This window comes from Pseudomonas oryzicola, from assembly GCF_014269185.2.
Taxonomy (GTDB): Bacteria; Pseudomonadota; Gammaproteobacteria; order Pseudomonadales; family Pseudomonadaceae; genus Aquipseudomonas; species Aquipseudomonas oryzicola.
Map to the genome: position 1 here is coordinate 298,604 of NZ_JABWRZ020000002.1, position 21,749 is coordinate 320,352.

The window sequence follows — 21,749 nt, forward strand, 5'->3', positions numbered from 1 at the left end:
ATGCACGATGTATTCGTTACCGGTGCAACCGGCCTGCTGGGCAACAACCTGGTGCGTGAACTGGTCGCACGTGGCTACATGGTCAAAGGGCTGGTGCGCTCCAGCGCAAAGGGCCAACAGCAGTTCGCTGACCTGCCCGAAGTGGAGCTGGTTGAAGGCGACATGGCCGATGTCGACGCTTTTGCGGCGTCGCTGCATGGCTGCGATACGGTATTCCATACGGCAGCGTTCTTTCGGGACAACTACAAAGGCGGCAGCCATTGGCAAGCGCTTGAGCAGATCAATGTGAGCGGTACCCGCCGCCTGCTGGAACAGGCCTACCAGGCCGGCATCCGACGGTTCGTTCATACCTCGTCCATCGCTGTGCTTGACGGGGCACCTGGCACGTCGATCGATGAGACATGCCTGCGGGCCGAAGCCAATGCCGATGATTACTACCGCAGCAAGATCCTCGCCGACCGCGTGGTAGCTGCGTTTCTCCAAGCCCACCCCGACATGCACGCCTGCATGGTGCTTCCAGGCTGGATGTGGGGCCCGGGCGACATCGGCCCTACGTCGGCCGGGCAACTGGTCAACGATGTGGTGCAAGGCAAACTGCCTGGCTTGATCCCGGGTAGTTTCTCGGTGGTGGACGCCCGCGATGTGGCTTTGGCGCAGATTGCCGCGGCCACACAAGGACGCAGCGGTGAACGCTACCTGGCCGCCGGGCGGCATATGACCATGGCCGAACTGGTACCGATAGTGAGCCGTCTGGCCGGCGTACGGGCGCCGAAACGGCATTTGCCATTGCCGTTGTTGTTCTGCCTGGCCGCAGTCCAGGAAATGTATGCGCGGTTCACCGGCAAGCCCATCCTGCTAAGCTTGGCCACGCTGCGCCTGCTGGTCCGGGAAAACGACCGTACGCGTTTCAACCACAGCAAAAGCGAACAGGCGCTTGGCCTGAGTTTCAGGGCACTGGAGCTGACTGTCGCCGATACCGTGGCGTGGTATCGAGACCACGGCTGGTTTGCAGAACACGGCTCGCTCACGGAACAGGAAAGCCAATAACCCATGGACAGGGAAATAATCCTGATGCGCCACGGCCAGCCGGCACTGGTTGCCGGTAAGAAAATGTCCGCACTGGATATGCAGGGCTGGATCGACGGCTACAACCGCGCCGGAATCACCGACCAGCCCGTCCCGGCCACCAGCCGGCAGCTTGCCACGACGGCAAGGGTGATCGTATCGAGCACCGCGCCACGTGCATTGAGCTCGCTGCAGGCGCTCGGTCTTGAGCCCAGCCACGTCGATGCGCTCTTTTGTGAAGCGCAGCTGCCCCATGGCCAATGGAGGCTACCTCGACTTTCACCGTTTACCTGGGCCTTCATCCTTCGCCTGCTGTGGTTGTGCGGTTACTCGCGGGATGTCGAAACCGTCAGCGCTGCCAAGCTTCGTGCCAGCATGGCAGCGCAACGGCTGTTATCACTTGCCGGCGAGGGGCCGGTACTGCTGCTAGGTCATGGCTTCATGAACCGGATGATTGCCAAGCAACTGATGGCACAGGGGTGGACTCGCCAAAGCCGCAATGGCAGCCACTATTGGAGCGCAGTCGTGCTTGCCAAGCGCATTGAGGGCTCGAACTGAGCAGGCAAAGCCCCATGAAGCAAACGCACCGCTGATAGACTGTCGGACAGCCCTTACCATGCGACGGCCGGGTCATGACCTTTACGGTTTTTTTACTCGACAATGCCGTGGCGCTGTAAATACTGCCCGGCATAACCCAAGTGAGCTTGTTCGATGCCTCTGCCCGCGCTGCGCTTCATCGCCTTCATCATCGGTGTCTTCCTGATCACGTTGTCCCTGAGCATGATCGTGCCCATGGCCACGTTGATCCTGCACAGCCGTAGCGACGATCTGGGGGCATTTCTCTGGTCGAGCCTGATCGCACTGTGCGCTGGCCTGGTATTGGTAGCCCGTGGCGTGCCTGAAGCGCCGCAGATCCGGGCCAGGGACATGTATTTCCTGACCACGGCGAGCTGGATCGTGGTCTGCGCGTTCGCCGCCTTGCCCATGGTGCTGATTCGGCACATCAGCTACACCGATGCATTCTTCGAAACCATGTCGGGCATCACCACCACCGGCTCTACGGTACTGACAGGCCTCGACAGCGCCTCGCCCGGGCTGTTGATCTGGCGCTCGATGCTGCACTGGCTAGGCGGTATCGGCTTCATTGGCATGGCCGTCGCGATCCTGCCGCTGTTGCGCGTCGGTGGCATGCGCCTGTTCCAGACCGAGTCCTCGGACTGGTCGGACAAAGTGACACCACGCTCGCATGTCGCGGCGAAGATGATTCTGGCGGTGTACCTGGGGCTCACCGCAGTCGGCACGCTGGCACTGTGGATCGCCGGAATGACCCCGTTCGAAGCGATCAATCATTCGATGTCGCTGATCTCGACCGGTGGCTTCTCGACTTCCGATGCATCGCTCGGGCACTGGACCCAGCCCGCAGTGCATTGGGTGGCCGTGGTCATCATGATCCTCGGCAGCCTGCCCTTCACCTTGTATGTGGCGACCTTGCGCGGCCATCGCCGGGCCTTGATCAAGGATCATCAGGTGCGCGGCTTCCTCGGCTTTCTGGCTTTCGTATCGGTCACGGTGGGCACTTGGCTGTGCTGGCACAGCGACTTGCCGTGGTGGGATGCGTTGAGGATCGTGGCGGTCAATGTCACCTCGGTGGTCACCACGACGGGGATTGCGGTCGGTGACTACACGCTGTGGGGCAGCTTTGCCGTGCTGTTGTTCTTCTACCTGACGTTCGTCGGGGGCTGCTCCGGGTCGACGGCCGGGGGGCTGAAAATCTTCCGCTTCCAGGTGGCGGCATCGTTGCTGGTCAGCAGCCTGAAGCAGTTGATCCACCCGCGCGCGACGATTTCGAAAAAGTACAATGGCCATCCCATCGACGAAGACATCGTGCGTTCGCTGCTGACCTTCTCGTTCTTTTTCTTCATCACCATCGCGGTGATCGCCCTGCTGCTGACCCTGATTGGGCTGGACTGGACCACCGCCTTGAGCGGTGCAGCCACCGCCGTGTGCAATGTTGGGCCAGGATTGGGCAATCTGATCGGACCGGCCGGCAACTTTGCTTCACTGCCCGATGCGGCAAAGTGGCTGCTGACAATCGGGATGCTGCTCGGCCGGCTTGAAATCCTTACCGTGCTGGTACTGGTTGCCCCCGCATTCTGGCGCTTCTAGGCAGAAGGACACGCGCCTGCAAGGAGCTTCAGGCGCGACAGTCTGTGCTACCTGCCCATCGTCGACTAGCCACTGTATCCATTTCATTACATCGTAATGGATTCGCTACAGACCAATCCGGGAAGGGCTGGACAAGGGTTTGATCCCCAAACGCTTTTCCCGCAGTGATTGCGTGTAGCGTTTTCATTCCATCGTGGGCGCGGCAAAATCCGCAAAAATATATAACCAGTTGATTTAAAACGAATTTAATTGATTGGCCGCGTTTTTGCTAAGGAAATCCTACCCCAAGAGCGCGGGACCACCGCGCCCAACGCCCCTGCTTCCCGAGGATTTCCCATGAGCGAGTTGCGTTTCACTGAAGATCACGAATGGCTGCGCGTCGAAGCCGATGGCAGCGTTACCGTGGGCATTACCGCCTACGCCCAGAACGCCCTTGGCGATGTGGTTTTCGTGCAACTGCCAGAGTTGCAGCAGTATGAGAAAGGCAGCGAAGCGTCCACCGTCGAGTCGGTCAAGGCCGCCAGCGGCGTGTACATGCCGCTGACCGGTGAAGTGGTGCAGATCAATGACCAGCTCGAAGACAGACCGGAACTGGTCAACGAAGACCCGCTGGGTGAAGGCTGGTTCTTCCGCTTCATCCCCGCCGATGCCAGCGCCGTATCCGCCCTGCTCGACCAGGACGCCTATGAGCGCCTGATCAAAGCCAACGACGACGCCTGAGGAGCCCCGCCATGACCATCAACCTCGGTACCGCCAACGAATTCATTGCCCGTCACATCGGCCCGCGTGCCACTGACGAGCAGGCCATGCTGGCCGCCCTCGGCTTCGACTCGCTGGAAGCCATGACCGACGCGGTCATCCCCGACAGCATCAAGGGCACCAGCGTGCTGGGTGCACACGACGGCCAAAGCGAAGCCGACGCGCTCGCCGCGCTCAAGGCCATTGCCGGCAAGAACCAGCTGTTCAAAAGCTACATCGGCCAGGGCTACTACAACACCCACACCCCGGCACCAATCCTGCGCAACCTGCTGGAAAACCCGGCCTGGTACACCGCCTACACCCCCTACCAGCCAGAAATCTCCCAGGGCCGCCTGGAAGCGCTGCTGAACTTCCAGACCCTGATCAGCGACCTGACCGGCCTGCCGATCGCCAACGCCTCGCTGCTCGACGAAGCCACCGCCGCAGCCGAGGCCATGACCTTCTGCAAGCGCCTGTCGAAGAACAAGGCCAGCCATGCCTTCTTCGCCTCGGTGCACTGCCACCCGCAAACCCTCGACGTACTGCGCACCCGTGCCGAGCCGCTGGGTATCGAGGTCGTGGTGGGCGACGAGCGAGAGCTGGGTGATGTCAGCGCTTTCTTCGGCGCCCTGCTGCAATACCCGGCCAGCAACGGTGAAGTGTTCGACTACCGCGAAGTGGTGCAGCGCTTCCACGCTGCCAATGCCCTGGTCGCCGTGGCCGCCGACCTGTTGGCCCTGACCCTGCTGACCCCACCGGGTGAGTTCGACGCCGACGTGGCCATCGGCAGCGCACAGCGCTTCGGCGTGCCACTGGGCTTCGGCGGCCCGCACGCGGCCTACTTCGCCACCCGCGATGCATTCAAGCGCGACATGCCGGGCCGCCTGGTCGGTGTTTCGATCGACCGCTTCGGCAAGACCGCCCTGCGCCTGGCCATGCAGACCCGCGAGCAGCACATCCGCCGCGAAAAGGCCACCAGCAACATTTGCACCGCCCAAGTGCTGCTGGCCAACATCGCCAGCATGTTCGCCGTGTACCACGGCCCGGCCGGCCTCAAGCGCATCGCCGAACGCACCCATGCGCTGACCGCGATCCTGGCCGCCGGCCTGAAGGCACTGGGCCTTCAGGTAGTCGGCAGCAGCGCCTTCGACACCCTGACCCTGGCCACCGGCAATGCCACCGCCGGCCTGCATGAAAAGGCCCGCGCCCAGGGCATCAACCTGCGCCAGATCGACGCCGACCACCTCGGCCTGTCACTGGACGAAACCAGCAGCCAGGCCGATGTCGAGGCCCTGTGGAAGCTGCTCGGTGGCGACCAGGCCCAACCAGACTTCAACGCCCTGGCCAGCAGCACCGGCACGCTGCTGCCCGCCGCGCTGCTGCGCCAGTCAGCCATCCTCCAGCACCCGGTGTTCAACCGCTACCACAGCGAAACCGAGCTGATGCGTTACCTGCGCCGCCTGGCCGACAAGGACCTGGCGCTGGACCGCAGCATGATCCCGCTGGGCTCATGCACCATGAAACTCAATGCTGCCAGCGAAATGATCCCGGTCACCTGGGCCGAGTTCGGCAACCTGCACCCGTTCGCCCCGGCCGAACAGAGCCAGGGCTACCTGCAGATGACCAGCGAACTGGAAGCCATGCTGTGCGCCGCCACCGGTTATGATGCCGTGTCGCTGCAGCCCAACGCTGGTTCGCAAGGCGAGTACGCAGGCCTGTTGGCCATCCGTGCCTACCACCGCAGCCGTGGCGAAGGCCACCGCGACATCTGCCTGATCCCGTCGTCGGCCCATGGCACCAACCCGGCAACCGCGCACATGGCAGGGATGCGCGTGGTGGTCACTGCCTGCGATGCCCGCGGCAACGTCGATGTCGAGGACCTGCGCGCCAAGGCCATCGAACACCGCGAGCACCTGGCCGCCATCATGCTCACCTACCCGTCGACCCACGGTGTGTTCGAGGAAGCGATCGGCGAAATCTGCGCGATCATCCACGACAACGGCGGCCAGGTATACATCGACGGCGCCAACATGAACGCCATGGTCGGCCTGTGCGCCCCGGGCAAGTTCGGTGGCGACGTTTCCCACCTGAACCTGCACAAGACCTTCTGCATCCCGCACGGTGGCGGGGGTCCAGGCGTGGGTCCGATCGGTGTCAAGTCGCATCTGGCACCGTTCCTGCCTGGTCACGCGCAGCTGGACCACACCGAAGGCGCGGTAAGCGCCGCACCGTTCGGCAGTGCCAGCATCCTGCCGATCACCTGGATGTACATTCGCATGATGGGCGGTGCCGGCCTCAAGCGTGCTTCACAAATGGCGATCCTCAACGCCAACTACATCGCCCGTCGCCTGGAAGAGCACTATCCTGTTCTTTACACCGGCGGCAACGGTTTGGTGGCCCACGAGTGCATCCTCGACCTGCGCCCACTGAAGGACACCAGTGGCATCAGCGTCGACGATGTGGCCAAGCGCCTGATCGACTTCGGTTTCCACGCCCCGACCATGTCCTTCCCGGTGGCCGGTACGTTGATGATCGAACCGACCGAGAGCGAGTCCAAGGAAGAACTGGACCGTTTCTGCGAGGCGATGATCCAGATCCGCGAAGAAATCCGCGCGGTCGAGAACGGTAGCCTGGACAAGGACGACAACCCGCTGAAGAACGCCCCGCATACTGCGGCCGAGCTGGCTGGCGAATGGGCCCACGGCTACAGCCGCGAGCAGGCGGTGTTCCCGCTGCCGAGCCTGGTGGAAGGCAAGTACTGGCCGCCGGTTGGTCGGGTTGACAACGTGTTCGGCGACCGCAACCTGATCTGCGCCTGTCCGTCGATCGAGAGCTATCAGGACGCCTGATAGCCTTCGGGGCGGCTACCTGACTCGAGGCGTGGCCCTTTGTGGGAGCGGGTTTACCCGCGAAAGCGGCGGTGAAGCCACCCTCGCATTCGCGGGTAAACCCGCTCCTGCAGGGTTCACCGTCCGCCCACTGAACCTGGCAGGAGGTCACCATGTCACTGAGCGTCTTCGACCTGTTCAAGATCGGCATCGGCCCCTCCAGCTCCCACACGGTCGGCCCGATGCGCGCTGCTGCACGGTTCGCCGAGGGGCTGCGCCGTGACGGCCTGCTTGCCCGTACCGTCAGCGTCAAGGCCGAGCTGTATGGCTCGCTGGGCGCCACCGGCAAGGGCCACGGCAGTGACAAGGCCGTGTTGCTGGGTCTTGAAGGCGAACACCCCGACAGCGTCGATACCGATACCATCCCCGCCCGCCTGCAGGCGATCCGCGACAACGGCCGCATCAACCTGCTCGGTGAGCACAGCATCGCATTCATCGAAAAGCAGCACCTGGCGATGATCCGCAAACCACTGGAGTACCACCCCAACGGCATGATCTTCCGCGCCTTCGACGAGGCCGGCCTGCAGATCCGCAGCCGCGAGTACTACTCGGTGGGCGGTGGTTTCGTGGTCGACGAGGACGCTGCCGGCCACGACCGCATCGTCGAGGACCGTACGCCGCTGGCTTACCCGTTCAAGACCGCCAAGGAGCTGCTTGGCCATTGCACCGCGCAAGATCTGGCGATAAGCCAGGTGATGCTGGCCAATGAAGCGGCCTGGCGCCCGGAGGCGGAAACTCGTACCGGCCTGTTGCGCATCTGGCAGGTGATGCAGGGTTGCGTTGACGCCGGCTGCCGGCATGAAGGCATCCTGCCGGGTGGGCTGAAGGTCAAGCGCCGGGCACCGGCGCTGTACCGCCAACTGAGCAGCCATCCGGAAGCCAGCCTGCGCGATGCCCTGTCGGTACTCGACTGGGTCAACCTCTACGCCCTGGCAGTCAACGAGGAAAACGCCAACGGCGGACGTGTGGTCACCGCGCCCACCAATGGCGCCGCAGGCATCGTTCCGGCGGTGCTGCACTACTACATGCGCTTTGTGCCAGGCGCCAGCGAAAACGGGGTGGTGCGCTTCCTCCTCACCGCTGCGGCAATTGGCATCCTGTACAAGGAAAACGCCTCCATCTCCGGTGCCGAAGTGGGCTGTCAGGGCGAGGTCGGCGTGGCCTGCTCGATGGCCGCCGGGGCGCTGTGCGAGGTGATGGGTGGCAGCGTGCAACAAGTGGAAAACGCTGCCGAAATCGGCATGGAACACAACCTGGGCCTGACCTGCGACCCGATTGGCGGGCTGGTCCAGGTACCTTGCATCGAGCGCAACGCCATGGGCTCGGTGAAGGCGATCAATGCGGTGCGCATGGCCTTGCGCGGCGACGGGCAGCACTACGTGTCGCTCGACAAGGTCATCCGCACCATGCGCCAGACCGGCGCCGACATGAAAAGCAAATACAAAGAGACCGCCCGAGGCGGCCTGGCCGTCAACATCATCGAATGTTGACCCGACAACTACAACAAGGAGTCACCGATGTCCGAAACACTGCTCAAGACCCCGTTGCACGCCCTGCACCTGGAACTGGGTGCGCGCATGGTGCCGTTCGCCGGCTACGACATGCCAGTGCAGTACCCGCTGGGCGTGCTCAAGGAGCACCTGCACACTCGCGAGCAGGCCGGCCTGTTCGATGTCTCGCACATGGGCCAGATCAAGCTGCACGGCAGCGACGCCGCCAAGGCCCTGGAAAGCCTGGTGCCGGTGGATATCCTCGACCTGCCGGTAGGCATGCAGCGCTACGCCATGTTCACCAATGAGCAAGGCGGTATCCTCGACGACCTGATGGTCGCCAACCTGGGCAACGACACCCTGTTCCTGGTAGTCAACGCTGCCTGCAAGGACCAGGACCTGGCCCACCTGCGAACGCATATCGGTGGCCGCTGCGAGGTGCAAGCGCTGTTCGAGGAGCGTGCCCTGCTGGCCCTGCAAGGCCCGGCGGCAGCCGAGGTGCTGGCGCGCCTGGCCCCGGAAGTAGCCAGCATGACCTTCATGCAATTCCGCGCAGTAAAGTTGCTGGGTGAAGACTGCTACGTCAGCCGTTCGGGTTATACCGGCGAAGACGGCTACGAGATTTCGGTACCGGTACACGCCGCCGAAGCCCTGGCCCGCCGCCTGCTGGCCGAGCCGCAAGTGCAGCCGATCGGCCTGGGCGCGCGCGACTCGCTGCGCCTGGAAGCAGGCCTGTGCCTGTACGGCCACGACATGAACAGCGAAACCAGCCCGGTCGAAGCCAGCCTGCTGTGGGCCATTTCCAAGGTCCGCCGGGCCGATGGTGCGCGTGCTGGCGGCTTCCCGGGCGCCGAGGCCGTCTTCGCCCAGCAACGCGATGGCGTGGCGCGCAAACGAGTGGGCCTGTTGCCGCAGGAACGTACGCCAGTACGCGAAGGCGCTGACATTGTCGATAACAAAGATCAACCGGTAGGCAAAGTGTGCAGTGGCGGCTTTGGCCCGACACTCGGCGCACCGGTCGCAATGGGTTATATCGATAGCGAACATGCAGCAATCGACACGTCACTGTTTGCCGTGGTGCGTGGCAAGAAGGTGGCTTTGAAAGTCAGCAAAATGCCTTTCGTGGCGCAACGTTACTACCGAGGCTGAAGCCGTTTTGTGAAGCGTGCAGGCAGGTTCGGCTTATTCGTTTTCGAACCTGCCCAATAACTTTTGAACATGGCGCCAGGCCAGGCGCCACGCCGTTTCCGACAAAGCGGTCGGTTATCGGCAAACGGCCGATTTTCCATACGACCAAGGGCTTGTTTTTCGCTCGAGAGTTGGCGTAGAGTCACTGCACTGTGTTTGCATGGGTCGCAACAGTTCGTGACCTGGGCCAGTAGCCGCAATCTGCTACAACCCGTTTGACGTCTCTTACTTTCCTGCAACCCAGCCCAGTAATCTTTTGCTGCCTATTTATTGCAAAAGAAACTGTCATCAAAATTCAAGCTTCATAGGAAATAAGACAATGGCTGAGCGTCAGAACGGTACCGTCAAGTGGTTCAATGACGAAAAAGGTTACGGCTTCATCACCCCAGAACAGGGTCCGGATCTGTTCGTGCACTTCCGCGCTATCGAAGGCAACGGCTTCAAGAGCCTGAAAGAAGGCCAGAAAGTAACCTTCGAAGCAGTTCAGGGCCAAAAAGGCATGCAAGCTGACAAGGTTCAGGTTGCCGGCTAAGCCGAACCCGACTTCGAAAAAAGCCCCTGCCAAGTGCAGGGGTTTTTTTTTGCCCGTAGAATAGCCGCTTCGTTTTCTGGAGCCGCGCTGCATGTCCAAGCCTCTGCTCGTACCCCAAGGGGATTTTCCACCGGTCGGCCTGGGCCGGCGCCTGGCGGCGATGTTCTACGACTTTTTGCTGTGCACGGCACTGCTGATCGTGACCGCTGGCGCCTACAAGATGATCCAGATGGCGATCATCGGCGAAGCACGCATGCGCGAGCTGACCGAGGCCGGTGCGCTGGATGGCGATCCGCTACTGTCGACGCTACTGCTGTTTGCCCTGTTCGGCTTTTTTGCCAAGTTCTGGACCCATGGCGGCCAGACCCTGGGCATGCAGGTGTGGGGGGTGCGGGTGCAGAACGCCGATGGCACGGCCATCAGCCTGTGGCAGGCGCTGTTGCGCTTCGTGGTGTCGATCGCCTCGTGGCTGTGCCTGGGGCTGGGTTTCTTCTGGGCGTTGATCGACAAGCGCAAGCGCGGCTGGCATGACATCTATTCGGAAAGCCAGCTAGTGCGGGTGCCGAAGCAGAAGAAGTGAGCCAACAGTTCAGGTAAACACCCATGAAAAAGCCGACCCTGAGGTCGGCTTTCTTGTGCAGCTCAGGCCAATCAACCGGCCCGGCGCAACAACCACAACCCTGCCAGCGCACAGATACCCGCCGGAATGACCACCGCCAACAGCGGCGGGAAGCCGAACACCTGGCTCGACGGCCCCAGCAGGTCCTGGGCGATGCGGAACACGAAGCCTACCAGCACACCGGTGAACACGCGCTGGCCAAGGGTTACCGAACGCAGCGGGCCGAAGATGAAGGAAATCGCCATCAGCACCAGCGCCGCAGTCACCATCGGTTGCAACACCTTGGTCCAGAACGCCAGCCAGTAACGCGCGTTGTTCAGGCCCTGGTCGGACAAGTAGTGGATGTAATCCCACAAACCGGTAATCGATAGCGACTCCGGTGCCAGGACCACGGTATTGAGCAACTGCGGCGTGAGCGAAACATCCCAACGCTCCTGTGGTGTGTTCACGACTTCGGTATGATCGCCACGGAAGAAGGTGGTGCGCACGTCGGCAAGCAGCCAGTGGTCGTCCTGGTACTGTGCGCGGCGGGCGAAACTCGAGCTGACGATCTTGCGTTCGTTGTCGAAGCGGTAGCGGGTCACCCCCAGCAGCAGGCCGTTGGGCTGCACGGCGTTGATATGCACGAACTCGTCACCCTGGCGGTGCCACATGCCTCGCTTGGAGCTCTGTGCCTCACCCCCCCCCTGGGCCAGCGAGCGGTCGGCCTGGGCCTTGTTCTCGGTCACCGGCGCCACGTATTCGCCGATCAGCAGGCCGACCAGCATCAGCACCAGCATCGGCTTCATCACCGCCCAGACGATGCGGCCGATCGACACCCCGGCAGCACGCATGATGGTCAGTTCGCTGCTGCTGGCCAGGCTACCCAGGCCGATAAGGCAACCGATCAGGGCGGCCATCGGCAGCATTTCGTACAGGCGCCGTGGAGCGGTCAGCAAAACGAAGTTGCCCGCCTCCATCACCGAATAAGTATCGCTCAGGTCGCTCATTTCATCGATGAAGGCGAACAGCGAGGCCAAGCCAAGGATAATTCCCAGCACGGCGAGGATGGCCAGCAGCACGCTCTGGCCGATGTAACGGTCGAGCTTACCCACGGGCCACCTCCGCACGACGAGCGGCGCGCTTGAGGCGCAGCGGCTCCCAGTACATCAGGCCCAGGCCGATCAGCAGGAACAGGCCGTGGACCCACCACATGCCCAGGGCGATCGGCAATTTGCCCTTTTCGAGGGCGCCGCGTACGGAAATCAGCATTGTCAGGTAGGCCATGTACAGAAGAATTGCCGGCAGCAGCTTGAGGAAGCGGCCCTGGCGTGGATTTACCCGGGACAGCGGTACCGCCAGCAGGGTGACGACGAACACCAGGATGGGCAGCGACAGGCGCCATTGCAGCTCGGCACGCTCACGCAGGTCCGGCTTGCCGATCAGCTCGGAGGTGGGGATGGCTTCGCGCTCGGTCACTTCCTCGCTGACCTCCGGCTTGGGCAGCAGCACGCCGTAGGTGTCGTACTTGATGGCGCGGTAGTCGGCCTGGCCGGGGTTGCCGTCGTAGCGGTAGCCGTTTTCCAGCACCAGGTAGCGGTTGCCGTCGGCCTGGATTTCCTGGTGGCCTTTTTCGGCGACCAGCACCGACGGAGCGCGGTCCTTGGTCTTGTCCTGGTTGAAGCGTTTCTCGGAGATGAACACCCCGGCCAGGTTGATGCGATCGTCAGACAACTGTTCGGTGTAGGTAACCCGCGAGCCATCGCGCAGGGTCTGGAAGCGGCCCGGCACCAGAGTGTCGAACTCGGTCAGGGCATCCTGCTGGCTGATGATCTGCTGCACCTGGGCAACGCCCAGTGGCGCCAGGCTCAGGCTCAGCCAGGCCACCAGCAGGGCGACCAGGGCGGCCGGTGCCATGGTCAGGCCCAACAGGCGCTGCTGGCTCATGCCAGTGGCCGAGAGCACGGTCATCTCGCTTTCCAGGTACAGGCGCCCGTACGCCAGGAGAATACCCAGGAACAACCCCAGAGGCAGGATCAGCTGCAGGAACCCCGGCAGGCGGAAGCCCATGATCAGGAACAACACGCTCGGGTCGAGCACGCCCTGGGCAGCCTGGGCCAGGTACTTGATGAAGCGCCCGCTCATGATGATCACCAACAGCACGGCGCTGACGGCGCTCAAGGTCACCAGGACCTCGCGGGACAGATAACGAAAGACGATCAAACCAGACACTCCTGGGTTGTCAGGGCGGACTGCCAAGCAATGGCGCCAGACAATGACTTAGTACATCCAAGACCAATGCCGGTTCGCCAAAGGCGAACCTCCATGTAAAGTGCGCGCATTATCCTGTGATTGGACGCCCCTGTCACTTCGCCGCGCATGAAGCCGTACAACGGGGTTGTCAGCACGCTTGCCGCAGGCTCAAACTGGCAGCTTTTCCGCTGGCGCGCGATGACGCAGCCAGGCCCGCCCAGAGCGCTGCAGCACACAGCGCCGACTGTATCGATCATTCGGGGATCCTGACATGGAACTGGTTGTAAAAAGCGTAGCTGCTGCATCCGTAAAAACCGCCACCCTGGTCATTCCGGTAGGTGAAAACCGCAAGCTCGGCGCCGTGGCCAAGGCCGTCGACCAGGCCTGTGACGGCGCCATCAGTACCGTGCTCAAGCGTGGTGACCTGGCTGGCAAGCCGGGCCAGACCCTGCTGCTGCAGAGCGTCCCCGGCCTGAAGGCCGAACGCGTGCTGCTGGTGGGCAGCGGCAAGGACGAGGCCCTGGGCGACCGCGCCTGGCGCAAACTGGTCAGCAGCGTCGCCGGCGTGCTCAAGGGCCTGAACGGTAGCGATGCAGTGCTGGCCCTGGACGACATTGCGGTCAACAACCGCGATGCCCATTACGGCAAGTACCGCCTGCTGGCCGAAACCCTGCTCGATGGCGAGTACGCGTTCGACCGTTTCAAGAGCCAGAAGGCCGAGTCTCGCGCCCTGAAAAAGGTCACCCTGCTGGCCGACAAGGCCGGCCAGGCCGACGTCGAGCGCGCAGTCAAGCACGCCAGCGCCATCGCCACCGGCATGGCCTTCACCCGCGACCTCGGCAACCTGCCGCCCAACCTGTGCCACCCGAGCTTCCTCGCCGAACAGGCCAAGGACCTGGGCAAGGCGCACAAGGCGCTGAAGGTCGAGGTACTGGACGAGAAGAAGATCAAGGACCTGGGCATGGGCGCGTTCTATGCCGTCGGCCAGGGCAGCGACCAGCCGCCACGCCTGATCGTGCTCAACTACCAGGGCGGCAAGAAGGCCGACAAGCCGTTCGTGCTGGTGGGCAAGGGCATCACCTTCGACACCGGCGGCATCAGCCTCAAGCCGGGTGCCGGCATGGACGAAATGAAATACGACATGTGTGGGGCGGCCAGCGTGCTTGGCACCCTGCGTGCGGTACTGGAGCTCCAACTGCCGATCAACCTGGTGTGCCTGCTGGCCTGCGCCGAAAACATGCCGAGCGGCGGCGCCACCCGCCCAGGTGACATTGTCACTACCATGAGCGGCCAGACCGTGGAAATCCTCAACACTGACGCCGAAGGCCGCCTGGTGCTGTGCGACACCCTGACCTACGCCGAACGCTTCAAGCCGCAGGCGGTGATCGACATCGCCACCCTCACCGGCGCCTGCATCGTCGCCCTGGGCAGCCATACCTCCGGCCTGATGGGCAACAACGACGACCTGGTCGGCCAGTTGCTCGACGCTGGCAAGCGCGCCGACGACCGCGCCTGGCAGCTGCCGCTGTTCGATGAATACCAGGAGCAGCTGGACAGCCCGTTCGCCGACATGGGCAACATCGGCGGGCCGAAGGCCGGCACCATCACCGCCGGCTGCTTCCTGTCGCGCTTCGCCAAGGCCTACGACTGGGCACACCTGGATATCGCCGGCACGGCCTGGGTCAGCGGTGGCAAGGACAAGGGGGCCACCGGCCGCCCGGTCCCCCTGCTGACCCAGTACCTGCTGGACCGCGCTGGCGCCTGACGCCATGCAGCCGATGGCGCCTCGCGCGCCATCGGCCGGCGATATCACCATGAGCAAAGTCGACTTCTACATCCTGCCCACCGACTCGCTGTCGGCGCGGCTGGAATTCGCCTGCAAGTTGTGTGAAAAAGCCTGGCGCCTTGGCCATCGGGTCTACCTGCATTGCCAGGATGCCGACCAGCGCGACCTGCTGGACCAGCTCTTGTGGCGCTTCAAGGGCGAGGCTTTCGTGCCCCACGACCTGGCAGAGGCGCATGCCGATGCGCGCGTGGCCCTGGGCCTGGCCGATGACGCAGGCGACCATCGCGACCTGCTGATCAACCTGGGCGTCGACGTGCCGGGCTTCGTCAGCCAGTTCGAGCGTATCGCCGAAATCGTCGTCGAAGAACCTGGCATCCGCCAATCGGCACGTGAGCGATTCCGTTTCTACCGTGAACAGGGCTATGCTCTGCAAGACCACCGCTTACAGCGACTTTGACGACGATGGACAAACCCTCCCCGCTACCCGATTCCGCCCACCTGCTCGATGACCTCGAGTCGATCCGCCAGTTGCTTGGCGATGCCGACCTGCAACCGCCACTGCTGACCGAGACGGTCGAACAGATTCCCTTGCTGCTGGAAGCAGCGCCCGACACCCCCACACCGCTGGCCGAGCCGGTCGAACCCGACGCCGTGGACGACCCGCAGACTCGGCGCCAGGACACCCTGCTGCACCTGGAAAGCGAGCTGCGTGCCGCGGCGCAGATGATCATGCAGGACGTGATCAACGACTTTACCCCGCACATCGAAAACGAGATCAAACGCCGGCTCGATGCGCGGATCGAGCGGTTGATCAAGCGTTCCGAGTGACATCCCCGGGGGCGCATCGCCCCCCTTATCGCGACACAAGGCCGCTCCGACAGGCATATGCGATCGCTGCAGGAGCGGCCTCGTGTCACGACAGGGCGGCAAAGCAGCCCCAGCGGCTGTCGCCTCAACCCCCCAGCTTGGTTATACTTCCCGGCTTTCCCGAATAAATGCACAGGGTCCCGCCGCGCATGGATAAGACCTACCAGCCGCACGCCATCGAAACTTCCTGGTACAACACCTGGGAGTCCGAGAACTATTTCGCCCCACAAGGTGCAGGCGAGTCCTACACCATCATGATCCCGCCGCCGAACGTGACCGGCAGCCTGCACATGGGCCACGGCTTCAACAACGCGATCATGGACGCCCTGATCCGTTTCCGCCGCATGCAAGGCCGCGACACCCTGTGGCAGCCCGGCACCGACCACGCCGGTATCGCCACCCAGATGCTGGTCGAGCGCCAGCTCGAGGCCAAAGGCCAGAACCGGCATGACCTGGGCCGCGAAAAGTTCCTGGAAAAGGTCTGGGAATGGAAGGACCAGTCGGGCGGCAACATCAGCCGGCAGATTCGCCGCCTGGGTTCGTCGGTGGACTGGAGCCGCGAGCGCTTCACCATGGACGACGGCCTGTCCGAAGCAGTCAAGGAAGCCTTCGTGCGCCTGCACGAGGACGGCCTGATCTACCGCGGCAAGCGCCTGGTCAACTGGGATACCAAACTGCACACGGCCATCTCCGACCTCGAAGTGGAAAACCACGACGAGAAGGGCCACCTGTGGAACCTGCGCTACCCGCTGGCCGACGGCGCCAAGACCGCCGAAGGCAAGGATTACCTGGTCGTCGCCACCACCCGTCCGGAAACCCTGCTGGGTGACGCCGCGGTAGCGGTCAACCCGAACGACGAGCGCTACCAGGCGCTGATCGGCAAGTTCGTCGAACTGCCGCTGGTCGGCCGTCGCATCCCGATCATCGCCGACGACTATTGCGACCCCGAGTTCGGTACCGGTTGCGTGAAGATCACCCCGGCCCACGACTTCAATGACTACGAAGTTGGCAAGCGCCACAACCTGCCACTGCTGAACATCTTCGACAAGAACGCCTTCGTGCTGGCCAGCGCCCAGGCCTTCAACCTCGACGGCAGCGTCAACGAACAGGTCGACACCCGCCTGCCGGCCCAGTACGCCAACCTCGACCGCTTCGTCGCGCGCAAGCAGATTGTCGCCGACCTGGACGCCCAGGGTCTGCTGGTGAGCATCGACGACCACGCCCTGAAGGTGCCGAAAGGCGACCGTTCGGGCACCGTCATCGAGCCATGGCTGACCGACCAGTGGTACGTCTCCACCAAACCGCTGGCAGAACCTGCCATCGCCGCCGTGGAAGATGGCCGCATCCAGTTCGTGCCCAAGCAATACGAGAACATGTACTTCTCGTGGATGCGCGACATCCAGGACTGGTGCATCAGCCGCCAGCTGTGGTGGGGCCACCGCATCCCGGCGTGGTACGACGAGGCCGGCCAGGTCTATGTCGGCCGCAACGAGCAGGAAGTGCGCGCCAAACACAACCTGGGCGCTGACGTGGCCCTGCGCCAGGATGACGACGTGCTCGATACCTGGTTCAGTTCCGGCCTGTGGACTTTCTCCACCCTGGGCTGGCCGGAGCAGACCGAGTTCCTCAAGAAGTTCCACTCCACCGATGTGCTGGTGACCGGCTTCGACATCATCTTCTTCTGGGTTGCGCGCATGATCATGCTGACCATGCACCTGATCAAGAACGAGGACGGCACCCCGCAGGTACCGTTCAAGACCGTGTACGTGCACGGCCTGGTGCGTGACGGCCAGGGCCAGAAGATGTCCAAGTCCAAAGGCAACGTGCTGGACCCGCTGGATATCGTCGACGGCATCACCCTCGACGCCCTGCTGGAAAAACGCACCAGCGGCATGATGCAGCCGAAGCTGGCCGAGAAGATCGCCAAGCAGACCAAGGCCGAGTTCCCTGAAGGCATTGCCAGCTACGGCACCGATGCCCTGCGCTTCACCTTCTGCTCGCTGGCCTCCACCGGCCGCGACATCAAGTTCGACATGGGCCGCGTCGAAGGCTACCGCAACTTCTGCAACAAGATCTGGAACGCCGCCCGCTACGTGCTGGACAAGGGCGAGGACTGCGGCCAGAACGGCGAAGCCGTCGAACTGTCGCTGGCCGACCGCTGGATCATCTCGCAGTTGCAGCGTACCGAAGCCGAAGTGACCCGCCAGCTGGAACAGTTCCGCTTCGACCTGGCCAGCCAGGCGCTGTACGAGTTCATCTGGAACCAGTACTGCGACTGGTACCTGGAGTTGTCCAAGCCGGTATTGTGGGACGAGAACGCACCGGTCGAACGCGCCCGTGGCACCCGTCGTACCCTGGTACGCGTGCTGGAAGTGGCACTGCGCCTGGCGCATCCGTTCATGCCGTTCATCACCGAAGAGATCTGGCAACGCATTGCGCCGCTGGCGGGCATCAGCGGCAAGACCATCATGCTGCAGCCATGGCCGGTGGCCAATGAAAGCCGCATCGACCCGACCGCCGAAGGTGACATCGAATGGCTCAAGGAGCTGATGGTCGGCCTGCGCAACATCCGCGCCGAGATGAACATCGGCCCGGGCAAACCACTGCCATTGTTCCTGAAGAATGCCAACGCCGACGACCAGCGTCGTCTGCAGGAAAACGAAGCCCTGCTGAAGAAGCTGGCCAAGGTCGAGTCGTTCACCGTGCTGAGCGATGCCGATGAAGCACCGCTGTCGGCCACCGCCCTGGTCGGTGACCTGCAGGTGCTGGTACCAATGGCCGGCCTGATCGACAAGGATGCCGAACTGGCGCGCCTGAACAAGGAAATCCAGCGCCTGCAAGGTGAAGTGGCACGCGTGGGTGGCAAACTGTCCAACGCGGCCTTCGTCGACAAGGCTCCGCCTGCGGTGATCGAGAAGGAACGCGCCAAGCTGGCCGAGTCCGAACAGGCCCTGGCCAACTTCACCGAGCAGCACGCGCGGATTGCGGCGCTGTAATCAAGAGTGAAGCCTTAGCGGGCTGCTTCGCAGCCCTTCGCCGGCAAGCCGGCTCCCACAGGAAAGCGCTATACCTGTGGGGGGCGGCTTGCCGGCGATGCTTTTCAGGACCCGACGATGACCCAGAAACCCACCCTGCACCCGCGCAACCGCCACCAGGGCCGCTACGACTTCCCCAGCCTGATCAAGGCCCTCCCCGACCTGGCGCGCTTCACCATCACCAACCCTCACGGCAAACCCAGCATCGACTTTGCCAACCCCGAAGCCGTGCGGGTATTCAACCGTGCCCTGCTCAAGGCGCAATACGGCATCCAGCACTGGGACATCCCGGCCGACTACCTGTGCCCGCCGATCCCAGGCCGCGCCGACTACGTCCATGTGGCCGCCGACCTGCTGGCTGACGACAATGCCGGCCAGATCCCCAAGGGCGCGCAGGTCCGCGCCCTGGACATCGGCGTCGGTGCCAACTGCATCTACCCACTGCTTGGCCACAGCGACTACCGCTGGCGCTTCCTGGGTTCGGACATTGACCCGGTGGCCCTGGCCTCGGCCAAGGCCATCGTCCAGGCCAACCGCCTGGACAAGGCCATCACCCTGCGCCACCAGGCCCACCGCGGCCACATCCTCAGCGGCCTGCTGCAGGAGGACGAGCGCTTCGACCTGACCCTGTGCAACCCGCCCTTCCACGCTTCGCGCGACGAAGCTACCCGCGGCAGCCAGCGCAAGTGGAAGAACCTCGGCAAGCAGGACCCCAAACGCAAGTTACCGGTGCTGAACTTCGGTGGCCAGAACAATGAACTGTGGTGCGAAGGTGGCGAGATCCGCTTTGTCACCCAACTGGTTGGCGAAAGCGTGCAGTACGCAGAACGGGTGCTGTGGTTCACCAGCCTGGTTTCCAAGGCCAGCAACTTGCCAGGGATCGAGGCCGCACTGAAGAAGGCTGGCGCCAAGGCCGTGCGCGTAACCGAAATGGGCCAGGGGCAGAAACAGAGCCGCATGGCCGCCTGGAGCTTCCTCGACGAGGCGGCGCGCCAGGCCTGGCACGCCCGGCGTAAACCACAGGCGTGAAAAAACCGCGCCCGGGCAAGCCGGGCGCGGTTTCGTCAAAGCTTCAACAATTACTTGTTGATGGCGTCGGTCAGCACTTTGGCTGGAACGAACTTGACGACTTTCTTGGCAGCGATTTCGATGGCAGCGCCAGTCGAAGGGTTGCGGCCGGTACGGGCAGGACGCTCGGTGACTTTCAGCTTGCCGATGCCTGGCAGAGTGATTTCAGCGCCGTTTTCCAGCTGGTCGGCAACGATCTGGCCCAGTTGCTCCAGAGCGTTCTTGGCGGTGGCTTTTGGCGCGGCGATCGATTCGGCGATGTCGGCAATCAGTTGGTCTTTGGTCAATGCCATGGTGGTGTTCCTTCCCTATCAAATTCGATGGTTATGCAGCGAACTACGACGTTATCGGGCCAGCCCCTGAAAGTGGAGGGCCGCGCCAATCGCGTATGTAGATACGCAAATCGGCGTTTGGTTCGACACGACGGCAGCACGTTGCCAGCAATGCGCCACATACTGGGCGCAAGAGCGCGCAAAGCTACCACAGGAACGGATAAATATCCGCTGCGCACTTCGATTAAATGCAGGTTTTTCGGGGGTTTTAGCCTTGAACGCACAAATTTGAACAAAAAACGAACAACCGGCATTTCTGCCAACATCCGGCCACTGCATCACCTGGCGTCTGGGGTAAACTTGGCAACTTTTGCAGCCCGCCGAGAATTCCATGCCAATCCGTCATTGCATCGTTCACCTGATCGACAAAAAGCCCGATGGCAGCCCCGCCGTGCTGCATGCCCGCGATACCGAACTGGCCACCTCCGATGCCATCGAAAATCTGCTGGCCGACCTCAATGACAGCTACAACGCCAAGCAAGGCAAGGCCTGGGGTTTCTTTCACGGTGAATCCGGCGCCTATCCGCTGAGCGGCTGGCTGAAGCAGTATCTGGACCAGGAAAAGGATTTCACCGCCTTCAGCCGCGTGGCCGTGGAACACCTGCAAAAGCTCATGGAAGAGTCCAACCTGTCCACCGGCGGCCACATCCTGTTTGCCCATTACCAGCAAGGCATGACCGAATACCTGGCGATCGCCCTGCTGCACCACAGCGAAGGCGTGGCGGTGAACGCCGAACTGGATGTAACACCATCACGCCACCTTGACCTTGGGCAACTGCACCTGGCGGCGCGCATCAACCTGTCGGAATGGAAGAACAACCAGAACTCCAAACAGTACATTTCGTTCATCAAGGGCAAGAACGGCAAGAAGGTCTCCGATTACTTCCGCGACTTCATCGGCTGCCAGGAAGGCGTTGACGGCCCGGGTGAAACCCGCACCCTGCTCAAGGCTTTCAGTGATTTCGTCGAGAGCGAAGACCTGCCGGAAGAATCCGCTCGCGAAAAGACCCAGACCCTGGTGGACTACGCCACCACCCAGACCAAGCTGGGCGAACCGGTAACCCTGGAAGAGCTGTCCAGCCTGATCGACGAGGACCGGCCCAAAGCGTTCTACGACCACATCCGTAACAAGGATTACGGCCTGTCACCGGAAATCCCCGCGGACAAGCGCACCCTCAACCAGTTCCGCCGCTTCACCGGGCGTGCCGAGGGTCTGTCGATCAGCTTTGAAGCACACCTGCTGGGGGACAGGGTGGAGTATGACGAAGCGGCTGGGACGTTGATCATCAAGGGCTTGCCAACCACGCTGGTGGATCAGCTGAAGCGGCGCAAGGACTGATGGCCCAGGGGACTGCTGCGCAGTCCCATCGCAGTACAAGGGCCTACCGGCAACGCGATACCCTGAAGGGCGTGAGGCGGCCCTAGGTCGCGGAGGCGATGTCATAGGCGGCGACCAACGCCTCCTTCGCCGATTTGCGCAGGCGCTTCACCAGCCGTTCCTGACGCAACGCCTCGCCCTTGTCCGGCCATTGCTCCATGTACACCAGCGCCTGGGCCGGGCTGGTCTTGAAATAACGTGCACCTTGCCCTTTCTGGTGCGCCAGAAAGCGCCGCTGCGGATCATCACTGATGCCGCAATACAACGAACCATTGGCAGCCCGTACCAGGTAGACATACCAGGGTTTCACTACCTGATCCGGCACTTGTTCACTCACGACACCTGCTCTTTTCATCATTAGTTTG

19 protein-coding genes are annotated in these 21,749 nt (G+C 62.7%); 15 read left to right on the forward strand and 4 right to left on the reverse strand.

The features are described from left to right. The 9 genes from HU760_RS19435 (at window position 1) to HU760_RS19475 (ending at window position 10,647) form a co-directional block, all read left to right on the forward strand. Window positions 1–1,047 carry an SDR family oxidoreductase gene (locus HU760_RS19435; RefSeq protein ID WP_186673283.1) on the forward strand — a complete coding sequence of 349 codons (1,047 nt, stop codon included), beginning with the start codon at window positions 1–3 and terminating at the stop codon, window positions 1,045–1,047. 3 nt (window positions 1,048–1,050) lie between these two features. Further along, complete coding sequence (locus HU760_RS19440; RefSeq protein ID WP_186673285.1) at window positions 1,051–1,623, forward strand: histidine phosphatase family protein; 573 nt, start codon at window positions 1,051–1,053, stop codon at window positions 1,621–1,623. A gap of 153 nt (window positions 1,624–1,776) precedes the next feature. Beyond that, window positions 1,777–3,231, forward strand: coding sequence for a TrkH family potassium uptake protein (locus HU760_RS19445; protein ID WP_186673288.1), 1,455 nt, complete (start codon window positions 1,777–1,779; stop codon window positions 3,229–3,231). A gap of 336 nt (window positions 3,232–3,567) precedes the next feature. Then, window positions 3,568–3,951, forward strand: a complete 384-nt coding sequence (gene gcvH, locus HU760_RS19450) for a glycine cleavage system protein GcvH (protein ID WP_186673290.1) — start codon at window positions 3,568–3,570, stop codon at window positions 3,949–3,951. 11 nt (window positions 3,952–3,962) lie between these two features. Further along, window positions 3,963–6,818, forward strand: a complete 2,856-nt coding sequence (gene gcvP, locus HU760_RS19455) for an aminomethyl-transferring glycine dehydrogenase (protein WP_186673292.1) — start codon at window positions 3,963–3,965, stop codon at window positions 6,816–6,818. 152 nt (window positions 6,819–6,970) lie between these two features. Beyond that, entirely contained in the window at window positions 6,971–8,347 is a 1,377-nt protein-coding gene (locus tag HU760_RS19460; RefSeq protein WP_186673294.1) for an L-serine ammonia-lyase, read from the forward strand. A gap of 27 nt (window positions 8,348–8,374) precedes the next feature. Beyond that, the gene (gene gcvT / locus HU760_RS19465; protein WP_186673295.1) at window positions 8,375–9,496 is read left to right on the forward strand and encodes a glycine cleavage system aminomethyltransferase GcvT; all 1,122 of its coding nucleotides are present in this window, start codon (window positions 8,375–8,377) and stop codon (window positions 9,494–9,496) included. Between the two features lie 358 nt (window positions 9,497–9,854). Then, entirely contained in the window at window positions 9,855–10,067 is a 213-nt protein-coding gene (locus HU760_RS19470) for a cold-shock protein (protein WP_186673297.1), read from the forward strand. Between the two features lie 91 nt (window positions 10,068–10,158). Next, a complete protein-coding gene (locus HU760_RS19475; protein WP_186673299.1) occupies window positions 10,159–10,647 on the forward strand; it encodes an RDD family protein in 489 nt (162 codons plus the stop codon). A 71-nt stretch (window positions 10,648–10,718) separates the two neighbouring features. On the opposite strand, the gene lptG is transcribed toward HU760_RS19475, so the two are convergent. Beyond that, window positions 10,719–11,780: an LPS export ABC transporter permease LptG gene (gene lptG / locus HU760_RS19480; protein ID WP_186673301.1), complete on the reverse strand. Its 1,062-nt coding sequence runs from the start codon at window positions 11,778–11,780 to the stop codon at window positions 10,719–10,721. After that, on the reverse strand, window positions 11,773–12,888 hold the full coding sequence (lptF, locus tag HU760_RS19485; protein WP_186673303.1) for an LPS export ABC transporter permease LptF: 1,116 nt from the start codon (window positions 12,886–12,888) through the stop codon (window positions 11,773–11,775). The genes lptG and lptF overlap by 8 nt, the downstream gene beginning before the upstream one ends. A gap of 301 nt (window positions 12,889–13,189) precedes the next feature. On the opposite strand from lptF, the gene HU760_RS19490 reads away from it, so the two are divergent. The 5 genes from HU760_RS19490 to rlmF all read left to right on the forward strand — a co-directional run bounded on the left by HU760_RS19490 (window position 13,190) and on the right by rlmF (window position 19,635). After that, on the forward strand, window positions 13,190–14,683 hold the full coding sequence (locus HU760_RS19490) for a leucyl aminopeptidase (RefSeq protein ID WP_186673305.1): 1,494 nt from the start codon (window positions 13,190–13,192) through the stop codon (window positions 14,681–14,683). A 49-nt stretch (window positions 14,684–14,732) separates the two neighbouring features. After that, on the forward strand, window positions 14,733–15,161 hold the full coding sequence (locus HU760_RS19495) for a DNA polymerase III subunit chi (protein ID WP_186673306.1): 429 nt from the start codon (window positions 14,733–14,735) through the stop codon (window positions 15,159–15,161). 5 nt (window positions 15,162–15,166) lie between these two features. Further along, complete coding sequence (locus tag HU760_RS19500) at window positions 15,167–15,532, forward strand: DNA polymerase III subunit chi (RefSeq protein ID WP_186673308.1); 366 nt, start codon at window positions 15,167–15,169, stop codon at window positions 15,530–15,532. 188 nt (window positions 15,533–15,720) lie between these two features. Then, on the forward strand, window positions 15,721–18,567 hold the full coding sequence (locus HU760_RS19505; RefSeq protein WP_186673317.1) for a valine--tRNA ligase: 2,847 nt from the start codon (window positions 15,721–15,723) through the stop codon (window positions 18,565–18,567). Between the two features lie 117 nt (window positions 18,568–18,684). Beyond that, entirely contained in the window at window positions 18,685–19,635 is a 951-nt protein-coding gene (gene rlmF / locus HU760_RS19510) for a 23S rRNA (adenine(1618)-N(6))-methyltransferase RlmF (protein WP_186673319.1), read from the forward strand. Between the two features lie 50 nt (window positions 19,636–19,685). Here rlmF and HU760_RS19515 read toward each other — a convergent pair whose 3' ends face one another. Beyond that, window positions 19,686–19,967, reverse strand: coding sequence for an HU family DNA-binding protein (locus tag HU760_RS19515; RefSeq protein WP_112250800.1), 282 nt, complete (start codon window positions 19,965–19,967; stop codon window positions 19,686–19,688). Between the two features lie 370 nt (window positions 19,968–20,337). Between HU760_RS19515 and yejK the strand changes: the two genes are divergently transcribed. Next, on the forward strand, window positions 20,338–21,345 hold the full coding sequence (gene yejK / locus HU760_RS19520; RefSeq protein WP_186673321.1) for a nucleoid-associated protein YejK: 1,008 nt from the start codon (window positions 20,338–20,340) through the stop codon (window positions 21,343–21,345). An 82-nt stretch (window positions 21,346–21,427) separates the two neighbouring features. Here yejK and HU760_RS19525 read toward each other — a convergent pair whose 3' ends face one another. Further along, window positions 21,428–21,721 (reverse strand): GIY-YIG nuclease family protein, encoded by a 294-nt coding sequence (locus HU760_RS19525; RefSeq protein WP_367615791.1) that lies wholly within the window; start codon window positions 21,719–21,721, stop codon window positions 21,428–21,430. Window positions 21,722–21,749 lie beyond the last annotated feature (28 nt).